At 71.2% G+C, this 13,233-nt stretch carries 11 protein-coding genes; 5 read left to right on the top strand and 6 right to left on the bottom strand.

Annotated elements, in window-relative coordinates:
• Positions 1 to 39: 39 nt before the first annotated feature.
• The 3 genes from ACTXG6_RS25515 to ACTXG6_RS25505 form a co-directional block, all read right to left on the bottom strand.
• Positions 40 to 1,344, bottom strand: a complete 1,305-nt coding sequence (locus ACTXG6_RS25515) for an ABC transporter substrate-binding protein (protein WP_445181905.1) — start codon at positions 1,342 to 1,344, stop codon at positions 40 to 42.
• A 272-nt stretch (positions 1,345 to 1,616) separates the two neighbouring features.
• Entirely contained in the window at positions 1,617 to 2,630 is a 1,014-nt protein-coding gene (locus ACTXG6_RS25510; protein WP_445181904.1) for a LacI family DNA-binding transcriptional regulator, read from the bottom strand.
• Between the two features lie 566 nt (positions 2,631 to 3,196).
• The gene (locus ACTXG6_RS25505; protein WP_445181903.1) at positions 3,197 to 4,084 is read right to left on the bottom strand and encodes a LysR family transcriptional regulator; all 888 of its coding nucleotides are present in this window, start codon (positions 4,082 to 4,084) and stop codon (positions 3,197 to 3,199) included.
• Between ACTXG6_RS25505 and ACTXG6_RS25500 the strand changes: the two genes are divergently transcribed.
• The 4 genes from ACTXG6_RS25500 to ACTXG6_RS25485 all read left to right on the top strand — a co-directional run bounded on the left by ACTXG6_RS25500 (position 4,001) and on the right by ACTXG6_RS25485 (position 8,469).
• Positions 4,001 to 4,390 carry an acetyl-CoA hydrolase/transferase C-terminal domain-containing protein gene (locus tag ACTXG6_RS25500; protein ID WP_445181902.1) on the top strand — a complete coding sequence of 130 codons (390 nt, stop codon included), beginning with the start codon at positions 4,001 to 4,003 and terminating at the stop codon, positions 4,388 to 4,390. The two genes, ACTXG6_RS25505 and ACTXG6_RS25500, sit on opposite strands and share 84 nt — an antisense overlap.
• The gene (locus ACTXG6_RS25495) at positions 4,363 to 6,099 is read left to right on the top strand and encodes a pyruvate dehydrogenase (protein WP_445181901.1); all 1,737 of its coding nucleotides are present in this window, start codon (positions 4,363 to 4,365) and stop codon (positions 6,097 to 6,099) included. Before ACTXG6_RS25500 ends, ACTXG6_RS25495 begins: the two co-directional genes overlap by 28 nt.
• An 86-nt stretch (positions 6,100 to 6,185) precedes the next feature.
• A complete protein-coding gene (locus ACTXG6_RS25490) occupies positions 6,186 to 7,292 on the top strand; it encodes a DNA alkylation repair protein (protein WP_445181900.1) in 1,107 nt (368 codons plus the stop codon).
• Between the two features lie 298 nt (positions 7,293 to 7,590).
• Positions 7,591 to 8,469 carry an amidohydrolase family protein gene (locus tag ACTXG6_RS25485; protein ID WP_445181899.1) on the top strand — a complete coding sequence of 293 codons (879 nt, stop codon included), beginning with the start codon at positions 7,591 to 7,593 and terminating at the stop codon, positions 8,467 to 8,469.
• Positions 8,470 to 8,521: 52 nt separating this feature from the next.
• Here ACTXG6_RS25485 and ACTXG6_RS25480 read toward each other — a convergent pair whose 3' ends face one another.
• Together ACTXG6_RS25480 and pdxR are read right to left on the bottom strand one after the other, a co-directional pair.
• Complete coding sequence (locus ACTXG6_RS25480) at positions 8,522 to 9,154, bottom strand: DedA family protein (RefSeq protein ID WP_445181898.1); 633 nt, start codon at positions 9,152 to 9,154, stop codon at positions 8,522 to 8,524.
• A 31-nt stretch (positions 9,155 to 9,185) separates the two neighbouring features.
• Complete coding sequence (gene pdxR, locus ACTXG6_RS25475; protein WP_445181897.1) at positions 9,186 to 10,691, bottom strand: MocR-like pyridoxine biosynthesis transcription factor PdxR; 1,506 nt, start codon at positions 10,689 to 10,691, stop codon at positions 9,186 to 9,188.
• A 29-nt stretch (positions 10,692 to 10,720) separates the two neighbouring features.
• Here pdxR and ACTXG6_RS25470 point away from each other — a divergent pair, with 29 nt between their 5' ends.
• The gene (locus ACTXG6_RS25470; RefSeq protein WP_445181896.1) at positions 10,721 to 11,554 is read left to right on the top strand and encodes a methyltransferase domain-containing protein; all 834 of its coding nucleotides are present in this window, start codon (positions 10,721 to 10,723) and stop codon (positions 11,552 to 11,554) included.
• Positions 11,555 to 11,609: 55 nt separating this feature from the next.
• On the opposite strand, the gene ACTXG6_RS25465 is transcribed toward ACTXG6_RS25470, so the two are convergent.
• Positions 11,610 to 12,779: a branched-chain amino acid ABC transporter substrate-binding protein gene (locus ACTXG6_RS25465; protein ID WP_445181895.1), complete on the bottom strand. Its 1,170-nt coding sequence runs from the start codon at positions 12,777 to 12,779 to the stop codon at positions 11,610 to 11,612.
• Positions 12,780 to 13,233: the final 454 nt, after the last annotated feature.

Raw genomic sequence — 13,233 nt, 5'->3', positions numbered from 1 at the left:
GCCGCGACGCGCCGGGCGCGGCCGGACCACGGGCGCCACTCAGGACCCGCCCAACTTCTGCTGGGCCGCGCTCAGCGCCGCCTGCACGTCGTTCTCGGTGACCGGCTTGCCGCCGACGATCTGCGCGACCAGGTCCTTGAGCGCCGAACCGACCGTGGTCTCGAACTGGCTCTCGTTGGTGACCATCGGCATCGGGGCGGAGGTGTTGGCCAGCACGTCCAGGAACGTCTTGGTGGTGGGGACCTGGAACGCCGGGTCGGCGGCGGCCTCGGCGGTGACCGGCAGCGAGCCGTACGCGTTGTTGAGCCTGACCTGTTCGGCCTTGCCGGTCATGAAGTTGATGAACTTCAGCGCCGCGTCGGTGTTCTTGTCCTTGAACGCGGCGATGTTGATCCCGGCCACGTGGCTGTTGACCCGTTCCCCACCGGGCGGCAGCGGCGCCTCGATCGGCAGCGGCGCGATGCCGTAGTCGCTCTCCGCCATGCCGTTGGCCGCGATGTACGCGGTGGTGTTGCTCTGGCCCATCATCATCGCGGCCTTGCCGGAGGTGAAGTCGGCGGTGGCGTCCTGGGTGGTGTCGTGCTCGGCGGAGCTGGGGATGGACACCTGGTCGACGCCCAGCAGGTCCAGGTACTGCTGCACCCCGGCCACGTTCCGCGGGGTGGCGAACGTGGGACTGCCCGACTTGTCGAAGAAGTTGCCCCCGTGTTGCTTGCCGAAGATGAAGGCGAAGTGGGCGCTCTCGGTGTAGCTGCCGCCAGCCAGTGACAGGCCGTAGGTGTTCGCCGCCGGGTTGGTCAGTTTCTTCGCGTCGGCCACGAACTCGGTCCAGTTGGTCGGCGGGGTGGAGATCCCGGCGGCCGCGAACTTCTTCTTGTTGTAGAACAGCCCGTAGGAAAGGCCGTAGAGCGGCACCGAGGTCGGCGTCTTGCCCTCCGCGCCGGTGGACCGCAGGCTGGTGGCCAGGAACTTGGACTGCCCGCCGATCTCGTCCAGGGTCGGGCCGTCGAAGTCCACGAACGCCCCGGTGGCCTGCAGCGATGCCGACCAGGTGTTGCCGATGTTGACCACGTCGGGCCCGTCGCCCGAGGTCGTCGCGGTGGTGATCCGGTCCAGCAGGTGCGTCCAGTCGATCACCTCGAGCTTGACCGCGATGCCGGTCTGCTTGGTGAACTCGGCCAGCTCGGGGGTCAGGATCTCCTTGTCCCGCTGCAGGCTCGGGCCCTGGTTGCTGGCCCAGTAGGTGATCGCCTTCGGGTCCGAGCCGCCACCGGATCCGCAGGCGGCGAGGCCGGTCGCCGCGAGTGCCACCGCGAGCGCGGCTGTGAGTGTCTTCAGGCGCACGGTCGACTCCTTCGTCGCGGTGCCCGAAAGGTCCGGGACACCTGGTGCGGGGACGGTTCACCGCGACTGCCAGGTGCCCGATCGCCCCTGTTGAGGGCCGGTGGCGGCCGGTCAGTTAACCGGTTCAGCTGCGCGTCATGTTAGCTGAGTCACGCCGTCCCGTGAACCGGTTCATGCGCAATTTCGGCCCGCCCGAACGGGGTCGTGGGGCTGCCGTGAACCGGTGTGGCGGCGGGGACTGACGGGACGCCTGGCGCCCGCCGTTGCGTGCATCAGTTGGCGCCGGCCGTGCTTCCCCGGATGGTCAGCTGGGGCGGGTCGAGCCAGCGGTCGGCGGCTTCCCCGGTCTCGATCCGCGCGAGCAGCAGCTCGGCGGCCTGCCCGGCCTCACCCATGATGTCGTGGGTGAACGCGGTGACGGCGGGCGCCACCAGCTGGCACAGCGGCGAGTCGTCCCAGGCCAGTACCGCCAGGTCGGCGGGCACCCGGACACCCTCGCTGGTCAGCGCGGCCACCGAGGCGACCGCCATGACGTCGTTGTCGTAGATGATCGCGGTGGGCGGCTGCGGGCTGGCCAGCAGCTCTCGGGTGGCCCGCACGCCCGCCTGGGCGGTGTAGTCGGCCTCCAGCTGGGGCTGCTCGGCGCCCAGCAGCTGGCGGGTGACCTCGGTGAAGTACCGCTGGCGGCGGGCCACGTGCTCCAGCGTGCTCGGCCCGGAGATCCGCGCCAACCGCTGGTGCCCGAGATCGAGCAGGTGGTTCACCGCGCGCGACATCGCATCCTGGTACTTCACCCGGGTGCACGCGATCCCCGGGTACGGTCGCTGCGCTCCTATGATCACGGCGGGCGCGCCGGACTCGCGCAGCCAGCCCGGCCGGGGGTCGTGCACCCGCATGTCGAACAGCAGCATCCCGTCCACCCGGCGGCCGCCCCACCAACGCCGGTACAGGTCGAGCTCGCTGGCCGGGTCCGAGACCACCGTGAGCAGCAGCGCGACGCCGTGCTGCGACAGGGTCCGCTCGACACCGGCCACCATCCGCATGAAGTACGGCTCGGTGGCGACCAGCTCCGGGTCCCGCACCGCGACCAGGCCGACGGCTTCGGCCCGGTCACTGGACAGCGCGCGGGCCGCACTGCTGGGCACCCAGCCGATCTCCTCGGCGATGCCCAGGATCCGCGCCCTGGTCTCCACCGACACCCCGGGGCGGCCGTTGAGCGCGTACGACACGGCCCCCTTGGACACCCCGGCGGCGCGGGCGATGTCCCGTATCGTCGGACGTGACATCGCGCACCGCCTCCGCTGGTCGGAGGTAACTTAACCGCTTAAGGGCGAGTCGTCGAGCCCCGGCTGGCCGTATCGCCGTCGCTGAGTCAGGGCTTGAGCGGCGGTGACCACGCCGGCCGCCAGCAGAACAACGCGCATGCTCGCTGTCGGATCGAGCGCCCGGAGCAGGTCAGCGCCGATGGCCGAACCCAGCGGGGCGACCGTCGCGGAACCCTCACCGACGCTGTACGTCCGTTGGATGAAACGTGCTCGTGAGCGTAACCTCAGGCCGATTTTGGCAAGCGCAAACCGGACTCAAGTTACTTTGATCTCCGCGCTTGCCCACAACCGCAATGCCGCGGCCCGGTCCAGAACCCTCAGCGACGCCCTGAGCGAGGCCGGCCGACCCGGAGGCCGGGGGTGTGCCGTGATCGGGGTCCGCGGCTCGGATCGGGCCGCCGTTCGCGCGCCGGTTCCGGTGCGCCAGACTCCCGTACTCGCCCCGCGTCGGGCGACGGCGCGAACTCTCCCGACCCTGGTGTCGATCTCGGCGCGGAGCGGCCGCGGCCTCGAGCTCGCCGCCGCGGTCAGCCCGGCGACCGGTACTGCGCGACGGCCAGCTCGGCGAACTCGTCGATCAGTGCGTCCCGCTGGGCCGCCTCCCAGGCGAGGGCGACCTGGTTCGGGCCGATGTCCTCGATGGTGGCGCTGCGGACGTCCGGGCGGCGGTAGAACGTCGCCGTCGACTCGGGCAGCACCACGACGCCGCGCCCGCCCGCGACCATTTCCAGCTTCTCCTCGACGCTGTGCGTCATCACGGTGACCGGCTTGGCCCCCGTCCGGCTGCGCATCTCGGTGGCGATGTCGCGCCACTCCGGAACGGCGTCCGGCGGCTGCAGCAGGTGCTCGTCCGCGAGGTCGGCGATGCGGATGGTCTCCTTGCCTGCGAGCCGGTGGTCGGCGGGTACCACCACCACCCTCGGCTCGGTGAACAGCGGGCGCAGCGCCAGCCCGCGCCGGTCCTGCGGGCTGAGAGGCAGCCGGACGAAGCTGACGTCGATACGCCCGTCGCGCAACGCCTCGACCTGGTCCCCCCAGCCGGTGCGCAGCACCTCGACGGACAGGTCGGGGTGGGCGCCGCGCAACGCCCGCACCGGGCCGGTCACGATCAACCCGGGCATGAACCCGACGGTGAACGTCCGGGTGCCCCGGGACGCCCGGCGCAGCCGCCGGTGCACCGCCTCGGCCTCGGTGAGCAGCGCCGCGGCGTCCATGCGCAGCTGTTCGCCGGCGGCGGTGAGCGCGGTGCCGCGTTTGTCCCGGTCGAACAGCTGCACCTTCAGCTCGTCCTCGAACGCCCGGATCTGCCGGGACAGCACCGGTTGGGCGATGTGCAGCGCGTCGGCGGCCCGCCCGAAGTTGAGGTGCTCGGCGACCGCCATGAAGTACCGCAATTTGCGCAGGTCCAGGTCCATCCGCTGCTCCCCGCTCGGCGCGATCCCCTCATACCGTACCGGTATCAGTGCGCCCGTTTCACCCACCGCGAGCCGGCTACCTCCCGGCATATCCGGAACCGCACCGTGGATCACGCGGTGACCGATACCGGCGTAGCGTCGCCGCTGGACCGCTCATTCGCCGAGCGGGCCCGCGAGCTGATCAACATCGCCCACCCCGACCACCGGGACCAGCTCCGGTTCGACGCTCACCGCGCCGGCCCGCTGCCCCGAATCCGCAGCAGAACGAAGAAGGAGTCATGGCCTACACCGTCGCCGATCAGATGATCGAGGTGCTCGTTCAAGCCGGGGTCCGCCGCGTGTACGGACTGGTGGGCGACAGCCTCAACCCGCTGGCCGATGCGATCCGGCGCAACCCGGCCATCGAATGGGTACACGTGCACAACGAGGAGGCGGCCGCGCTCGCGGCGGCGTCGGAGGCCCAGCTGACCGGCCAGCTCGCGGTCTGTGCCGGCAGCTGCGGGCCCGGCAACACCCACCTCGTGCAGGGCCTCTACGACGCGCACCGCAGTAGCGCACCGGTGCTGGCGATCGCCTCGCACATCCCGTCCACCCAGATCGGCACCAACTACTTCCAGGAGACCCACCCGCAGCACCTGTTCCTGGAGTGCAGCGCCTACTGCGAGCTGGTGTCGCGCCCGGAGCAGCTGCCCCGGATGCAGCGCATCGCGATGCAGACCGCGATCGCCCAGCGCGGCGTCGGCGTCCTCGTGCTGCCCGGCGACATCACCGGCGAACCGGCCGCGCACCCGACCGGGCACCACGACCTGGTGACCCCGTCCGCCGTGGCACAGCCGGACCCGGCGAAGGTCCAGGCGCTCGCCGACAAGATCAACGCCGCCGGCACGGTGACCCTGTTCGTCGGCGCCGGCATCCGCGACGCCCGCGACGAGGTACTGCAGCTCGCGGAGAAGGTGCACTCGCCGATCGGGCACTCACTCGGCGGCAAGGAGTGGATCCAGTACGACAACCCCTTCGACGTGGGCATGAGCGGGCTGCTCGGCTACGGCGCCTGCTACGAGGCCACCCACGAGTCCGACCTGCTGATCCTGCTGGGCACCGACTTCCCCTATGACACGTTCCTGCCCCAGGCCCGCACCGTGCAGGTCGACCGCGACGCCGCGCACCTGGGCCGGCGCACCCGCCTCGACCTCGGCGTCGAGGGCGACGTCGGTGCCACCCTGCGCGCGGTGCTGCCGCTGCTCGAGGCCAAGTCCGACCGGAGCTTCCTGGACCGGATGCTGCGCAAGCACGCCGCCTCCCTGGAGAAGATCGTCTCCGCCTACACCGAGAAGGCGGACAAACTGCGCCCGGTACACCCGGAGTACGTCGCGGCACTGCTGGACGAGGCGATGGACGACGACGCGATCGTCACCGTGGACACCGGCATGTGCAACGTGTGGGCGGCGCGCTACCTGACCCCCACCGGGCGGCGGCGCATCATCGGCTCGTTCCGCCACGGCACCATGGCCAACGCCCTGCCGCACGCCATCGGCGCCGCCTTCGCCGAACCCGGCCGCCAGGTCGTGTCCATGTCCGGGGACGGGGGGCTGACCATGCTGCTCGGCGAGCTACTGACCGTCGCCGAGCACAACCTGCCGATCAAGGTGGTGGCGTTCAACAACGGGTCGCTGGGCATGATCCGCCTGGAGATGATGGTCGCCGGCTACCCATCCTTCGAGACCGACCACGGCGTCGCCGACCTCGCCGGCGTGGCCCGGGCCTGCGGCATCCCCTCGGTCGCGGTGGACGACCCCGCCGACCTGCCGAAAGCGCTGCGCACCGCACTGGAGAGCGGCGGCCCGTACCTGGTCGACGTGCGCACCGACCCGAACGCACTGTCCATCCCGCCGCACATCACCGCCAGCCAGGTACGCGGCTTCGCCCTCGCCGCCACTCGCACCGTGCTCGACGGCGGCGTCGGCAAGATGATCGACCTCGCGCGCAGCAACCTGCGCTCCATCCCCCGCCCGTAGTGGACCCGTGGGGTCGGTGCGCGATCGCGGTGCCACGGACCGGCGGCGCGCGCCTGGCTGTCGGGGGTATCCGGTTAGATCGCGCTATGCCGACCGCCGATGAACTGCTCAGCGCCGCGGCGGTCCGTGGGCTGATCGACTGCCTCGCGGTGGCAGCCCCGGAGCGGCGGCCGACCGCGCTGCGCCGCGCCGTCACCGAACTGCCCGGGCAGGCCCTCGCCGAGCGGGCCCGCGCGGTCCGGGATGCACTGCTCACCGACCTGCCCGGCGGGTTCCCGCAGTTCGCGGCGGTCGTGCACCGTGCGCTCGACGACCCGGCGTTCACCGGCTGGATGACGTGGCCGGTCACCGAGGCGGTCGCGGTGCTCGCCACCGGGCCCGACTCGGGTACCGATGCGTTCGAGAGCGGCCTCGAGCTGCTCGCCCGGCTCACCACCAGGTTGACCGGCGAGTTCGCGATCCGCACGTTCCTGGACAGCGACCTGGACCGGACGCTGGCCGTGGTCAAGGGCTGGACCGCGCACCCCGACGAGCACGTCCGCCGCCTCGCCAGCGAGGGCACCCGGCCCCGCCTGCCCTGGGCGCGGCGGGTGCGCGCCATCCTGGCCCGCCCGGACGCCGTGATCCCGGTGCTCGACGCGCTGTACCGCGACCCCTCGGACTACGTGCGCCGGTCGGTGGCCAACCATCTCAACGACATCAGCCGAGCCGAGCCGGGGCTGGCCGCGGACACCGCACGGCGCTGGCTGCACGAGCCGGACGCCCACACCGAAGCGCTGGTCCGGCACGCGATGCGCACCCTGGTCAAGGCGGGCGACCCGGCTGCACTGGGGCTGCTCGGCTTCGCCCCGCCCGCGCACATCACGGTCACCGGGTTCGCCGTGACGGCGGCGACGGTGCGGATCGGCGGCGAGCTGAGCTTCGACTTCTCGCTGCGCAACAACGGCGCCGAGCCGATCAGGTTGGCCATCGACTACGTGATCCACCACCGCAAGGCCAACGGCGCACTGACCCCGAAGGTCTTCAAGCTCGCCACGCGCACCCTGGAACCGGGCGGCGGCACCACGATCGCGCGGACGCACTCGTTCCGGCCGATCAGCACCCGCCGCTACTACCCCGGCGAGCACGCCATCGAGATCCAGGTCAACGGCACCCGGCACGGCCGGCGGGAGTTCGTCCTGGTCACCACTTAAGGCAGGCGCTCATCCCGCGGACGTCGGGCAGGTCGGCCGGGCGGGTCGGGCGGCGTCGGTGGCCTGGGGACAACTCGGCTCCGACCTCGCGCACCTCGCGTGGACGTCGCGCACCTCGCACCGTGCGGGTGCGAGCGGAGAAGTACCGAGGGCCAGGACGACTCGGGGGCCTTCTCCGGGCGCCGCAGCGGTTTCAACACAGATCGTTGACTTTCACAATCATATGTCTTATCAATGATGTGTTCACGTCGCCGGTCCGGTGCCGAGCGTGGGCAGACGCCGACGGAGGTAGCCCCTGATGACCGCGCTCGATCTCGACGCGCTCGACGCGATCGACGTCCACGTCCACGTCGAGACCGACTCGTGCGGCCACATGTCGCTGCCGGCGGAGATCCAGGAGGCGGCGGAGGCGTACTTCGGTGCCACCCACCAGTCGCCGGGGCTGCGGGAGATCGCCGAGTACTACCGCGAGCGGCGGACCGCCGCCGTGGTGTTCACCGTCGACGTCGAGGCCGCGATGGGCCATCCGGCGCTGTCCAACGAGGAGATCGCGGACGGCGCCGCCGAGTACCCCGACGTGCTGATCCCCTTCGCCAGCATCGACCCCGCGAAGGGCCGGGCCGGCGCCCGCACCTTCCGGCGGCTGATCGAGGATCGCGGCGTCCGGGGGATCAAGTTCCACCCGTCCATCCAGAACTTCGCCCCCAACGACCGCAGCGCATACCCGCTGCTCGAGGTGGCCCAGGAGCTCGGCGTACCCGCGCTGTTCCACACCGGCCAGACGGGCATCGGCGCTGGCATGCCCGGTGGTGGCGGGGTCCGGCTGAGCCTGTCCAACCCGATGCTGCTCGACGACGTCGCGGTGGACCTACCCGGCCTGACGATCATCATGGCCCACCCGTCGTTCCCCTGGCAGGACGAGGCGCTGGCCGTGGCCACGCACAAACCGAGCGTCTACATCGACCTGTCCGGGTGGTCCCCGAAGTACTTCCCGCCTCAGTTGGTCCGGTACGCCAACACGCTGCTGCAGGACAAGGTCCTGTTCGGCTCCGACTTCCCGCTGATCACCCCGGACCGCTGGCTCGCGGACTTCGCCAAGCTGGAGATCAAGGACCACGTCCGCCCGAAGATCCTGAAGCACAACGCCGTCCGCGCCCTGGGGCTCGACACCCGCTGAACCTGGCCGCGGGACACCGCCCCCACCTGCCACCGCCGTCGCACCCGAGTGCTCAGTCCGACGCGGCCCGCGCGCGGCGCCGCCGCCAGATCCACCGGCCCAGCAACACCGCGACGACCGCGATCAGCAGGAACAGGAAGTACAGCTGGTAGCGCTCGACCGCGCGGTAGACCCGGTCGAGATGCCTGCCGGCGAAGTAGCCGACCGACGTCCACAGGGCGGCCCAGACCGCGGCGCCGAGCGCGTTGCAGGCCAGGAAGTGCCACCATCGCATGTTGGCCAACCCGGCCACCACGCCGTTGAACTGGCGCAACCCGTCGACGAACCGCGCGACGACCACGATTTTGCCGCCGTGCCGGGTGAAAAAGCGTTCCACCGCCTCCAGGCGTTCCTCGGTGAGGAACACGTACCGGCCCACCCGCAGCACCAGTCGACGACCGCCGGCCCGGCCGATCCAGTAACCGACGCTGTCCCCGGTCACCGCGGCGAGGAACCCCAGGGCGGCGACCAGCACGACGTTCAGCCGGCCGGTTCCGGCGGAGAGCCCGGCGACGATCAGGATGGTCTGCCCCGGCGCCGGAATGCCGAAGCTCTCCACCAGCACCAACGCGACCACCGCGAGGTAGCCGTACCGGGCCAGCACCGGCATCAACGCCGCGACCACATGCGACGGATCGGCGGACATCGCGACATCTTGCCCCGGTGCGGGCCCGCTGTCAGGTCAGGGCGCGCCGCACGTCGCCGATGGTCGCGATTCCCTCCGCGATATCCGTCGGGGTGCTCGCGGCGTAACCCAGCACGAGCCCGGGCGACCGGCGGCGCTGGCTGTGCCAGGACAGCGGCTGCACCTTCACCCCTCCCGCGAGCGCGCCGGCGGCGAGCTCGGCGTCGTCGAACGGTGCGTCGAAGGTGATCATCAGGTGCAGCCCGGCCGCCGCACCGTGCACGACCGCATCCGGCAGGTGGGTGCGGATCGCCCCGATCATGGCGTCGCGCCTGCGCCGGTGCAGCTTGCGGACGAAGCGCAGCTGGCGCTCCATCCCGCCGGACTCCATCAACCGGGCCAGCACCAGCTGTGCCAGCACCGGATTGCCCAGGTCGGCGTTCCGTTTCGCGGCCACCACGGCGTCGAGGTGGCGCGGCGGCACCAGCACCCAGCCCACCCGCAACGCGGGGGCCAGCAGCTTCGAGACACTCCCGGTGTAGCAGACCTGCTCGGCGAGCATGCCCCGCAGCGCCGGCACGGGCGGCCGGTCGTACCGGTGCTCGGCGTCGTAGTCGTCCTCGATGATCAGCCCGCCGTCGCCGGCCCAGCGCATGAGCTCGCGGCGCCGCTCACCGTCCAGCACCACGCCGGTCGGGAACTGGTGCGCCGGGGTGAGCATGGCCGCCGCGGCACCGCTGGCACGCAGCTCGTCGACCCGCACCCCCTCGGCGTCGACCGGGATCGGCGGGGTCTCCAGCCCCCAGTTCTCGAGGTGCTGGCGGACCCCGAGCGACCCCGGGTCCTCGACCGCCACCCGGTGGATCCCGTCGGCCCGCAGGACCTGCGCGAGCAGGGCGATCGCCTGGGCGACGCCGGCGACGATGACCACCTCGCCCGGGTCCACCCTGATACCGCGGTTGCGGCCCAGCCAGCGCGAGACGGCGAGCCGCAGAGCCGGTGTTCCGCGCGGGTTCCCGTAGCGGAAGTCCGGCGGCGTGAGGTCCTCGAGCACGGACCGTTCGGCGCGCAGCCAGGCCGCCCTCGGGAACGCGGCCAGATCTGGCACCCCGGGTGAGAGGTCAATCCGGGCCGGGATGTCCCGCAGTGCGTCGAAGACGTCCAGCCCGGGTGTCGCGGCGAACAGCCCACCCGACGCCGACCGGGCAGTCGACCGCGGCCGGTTGCCCGGCGGAGGCGGAGCCATCGGCGGCGCCGGTACCGGCGCCGCGACGACGATGGTGCCCGCGCGCCCGCGACCGACGACGTGCCCGGCCTCGATCAGCCGCTGGTAGGTCTCGGTGACCACACCTCGGGAGACCCGGAGCTCGCCGGCCAGCACCCGGGTGGCCGGCAGCTTGCTGCCCAGCGGCAGCCGGCCGTCGGCAATGGCGAGCCGGAGCCGCCCGGCCAGCCAGTCGGACAACCCCCCGGCCGGGGCGTCGGCGACGTCAAGCTGCAGAAAGTCGGACCCTGGCGTTATGGACCGATGCTCAGGGCTTTCTTTGGCTCTGCTCACCGGGCCATTGTGGCGTCAGGGTGGGCGGTATGGACAGCGCAATGACGGCCAGCTACGTGCACGGGTACTCCGAGTACGAGACCCGCCGACTGGCCGACCAGGCGAACACCCTGGCGGAGCTGCTGCACGGCGGCACCGCGTTCCCGGCCGGCACCCGGGCGCTCGAGGTCGGCTGTGGCGTCGGCGCGCAGACGGCGCACCTGGTCGCGGCAAGTCCGGGAGCACACCTGGTGGCGATGGATGTCTCCGACCGCTCCCTCGCGCTGGCGCGCGCCCGACTGGCAGCGCACGTGCCGGCGGCGAACGTCGAATGGTGCCGCGCCGATCTGTTCGACCCGCCGTTCGCCGACGCGGCCTTCGACCACCTGTTCGTCTGCTTCGTCCTCGAGCACCTGCCCGACCCCGGCCGGGCGCTGGCCGGGCTGCGCCGCGTGTTGCGCCCCGGCGGCACCATCACCGTGATCGAGGGGGACCACGGATCCGCGATCTTCCACCCGGACAGCGGCTACGCGCGCGCGGCGATCGGCTGTCTGGTCCGACTGCAGTCGGACGCCGGGGGCAATGCACTGATCGGCCGCCGGCTGCAGCCACTGCTCGCCGGTGCCGGATACGTCGAGGTCAGGGTGCATCCGCGCACGGTGTACGCCGACCGGACCCGCCCGGCGCTGGTCGACGGGTTCACCCGCAACACGTTCACCGCCATGATCGAGTCTGTGCGCGACGACGCGCTGGCCGCCGGCCTCACCACCCGGACGGACTGGGACCGGGGCATCGCCGACCTGCACCGCACCACGGCCGACGACGGCACCTTCCACTACACGTTCTTCAAGGTGCTCGCGGTGAACCCACCCGCGGCGGGCTGACCGGGGACGCGACCGCCGCGGTCGCCCGGGTGGGCAACCGCGGCGGTGCGCGCGGTCAGCCGAGCTTGGCTTCCTTGGAGTTGCCAAGCAGTTCGATCTTCCCGTTGCGCACCTGGTGGATGAAGATCGCGGTGCCCACCACGTTGCCGTCCGGCTGGAACTGGGTCAGCTTGGCGACGCCCTGGAAGCTCACCGTGGCCAGGAAGTTGTTGATCGCCTCCGGGGTGGTGTTACCCGCCTGGACGGCCTTCACGAACGCGGTGGCCGCGTCGTGCCCCTCGGCCGCGTAGACGGCGGGCTCGACGTGGTACTTCGCCTGGTAGGCGTCGTAGAACGTCTTCAGCTCGCCCTGGGTCGACTTGGCACCGACCACCGCGCACGGGCAACCGATGATCGCGCCCTCGGCCGCCTTCGCGCCGGCTCCGTTGATCAGCCCGACGTCCAGGCTGCCGTCGCCGGTGGCGAAGGTCGCGGTCAGGCCCGCGTCCCGGACCTGCTTGAGCAGCCGCCCGCCCTGTGCATAGTAACCGCCGAAGAAGACCGCCTGCGGGTCGAACGCCTTGATCTTGGCGATCGTCGAGGAGTAGTCCGAGGCGCCCTGCGCGAACTGGTCGCGCTGCACCGAGATGCCCTTCGCCTCCAGCTCCTTGTTGGCCGCGTCGGCGATGCCCACGCTGTACTCCTGGTCATCGCTGACCACGAACACCTTGCTCGGCGTCTTGGCGGCGACCAGGAAGTCCGCGATCGCCGGGCCCTGCGCCGCGTCGCTGGCCACCACCCGGTGGAAGTACTTCCAGCCGTTCTCGGCCAGGCCCGGGTTGGTGGCCACCGCCGAGATGTTCGGGATCTTCGCCTGTTCCAGGATCGGGTCGGCGGCCTTGGACTCACCGGAGAACGTCGGCCCGATCAGCCCGACGATCTTGTCCTGCTGGGCGGCCTTGGTGATCAACGGGACCGCCTGGTCCGGGCTGCCCTGGCTGTCGTACTTGATCAGCTCGATCTTCTTCGGGGGGTTCGTCGCGTTGTAGTCGTCAATCACCATCTGTGCACCGTTGAACGGCGGGATCACCAGTCCGGAGCTCTCACCGGTGAAGTCACCGAGAAACCCAAGCTTGATCGTGTCCGATCCGCCGGCAGCACCGCCACCTGCTCCACCGCACGCCGACAGTGCGAGTGCACCGACCAGCAACACGGCGGCGCCTACGGCCGTCCGCTTCCGACTCATGCTGAGAACCTCCTGGGGCCGGGGATGCCCCGGCCGGCTCTCAGCCGCCGGGGCGCGTGCCCGCCACGATCACGGACCCGCCTTGCAGTCCCCTTGCAAGAACCCTCCTAGGGAATGTCGTACAGCGGAGAGGGGAACCTGCGGCACGATCCCGCCGGCTGACGGCTGCGACGTCCTCGTGGGAGCCACCGCACTGCAGATCGCCGCTCGCTCGGTGGCCGAGCTGAGGGCAATCCCCTACGTCTACGCCAGCTACTGGCGTAGTACGCGAGCGGGAGCCCGGTCGCGAAGATGACGACGGCGAATACCAGAATCCCCAGGAGAGCATTCGTCGTGCCGCACGCGATCCCGATGTTCGCACCGATTGCGAAGTCGGCGAGGTACGCGATACCGCCGAGCGCGGAAATCGCTAACCGCGCCCGCAAGAGAGCCTCTGTCGGACCCTCCACCGACG

This window comes from Pseudonocardia sp. Cha107L01 (assembly GCF_052566575.1).
This window is presented reverse-complemented; position numbering and strand designations above follow the sequence as displayed.

What these genes read in the sequence shown, in the direction of transcription:
- ACTXG6_RS25470 (WP_445181896.1), top strand. Translation starts at nt 10,721, where the DNA reads ATGGACAGCGCAATGACGGCCAGCTACGTGCACGGGTACTCCGAGTAC.
- ACTXG6_RS25490 (WP_445181900.1), top strand. Translation starts at nt 6,186, where the DNA reads ATGCCGACCGCCGATGAACTGCTCAGCGCCGCGGCGGTCCGTGGGCTG.
- ACTXG6_RS25510 (WP_445181904.1), bottom strand. Translation starts at nt 2,630, where the DNA reads ATGTCACGTCCGACGATACGGGACATCGCCCGCGCCGCCGGGGTGTCC.
- ACTXG6_RS25495 (WP_445181901.1), top strand. Translation starts at nt 4,363, where the DNA reads ATGGCCTACACCGTCGCCGATCAGATGATCGAGGTGCTCGTTCAAGCC.
- ACTXG6_RS25505 (WP_445181903.1), bottom strand. Translation starts at nt 4,084, where the DNA reads ATGGACCTGGACCTGCGCAAATTGCGGTACTTCATGGCGGTCGCCGAG.
- ACTXG6_RS25480 (WP_445181898.1), bottom strand. Translation starts at nt 9,154, where the DNA reads ATGTCCGCCGATCCGTCGCATGTGGTCGCGGCGTTGATGCCGGTGCTG.
- ACTXG6_RS25465 (WP_445181895.1), bottom strand. Translation starts at nt 12,779, where the DNA reads ATGAGTCGGAAGCGGACGGCCGTAGGCGCCGCCGTGTTGCTGGTCGGT.
- ACTXG6_RS25485 (WP_445181899.1), top strand. Translation starts at nt 7,591, where the DNA reads ATGACCGCGCTCGATCTCGACGCGCTCGACGCGATCGACGTCCACGTC.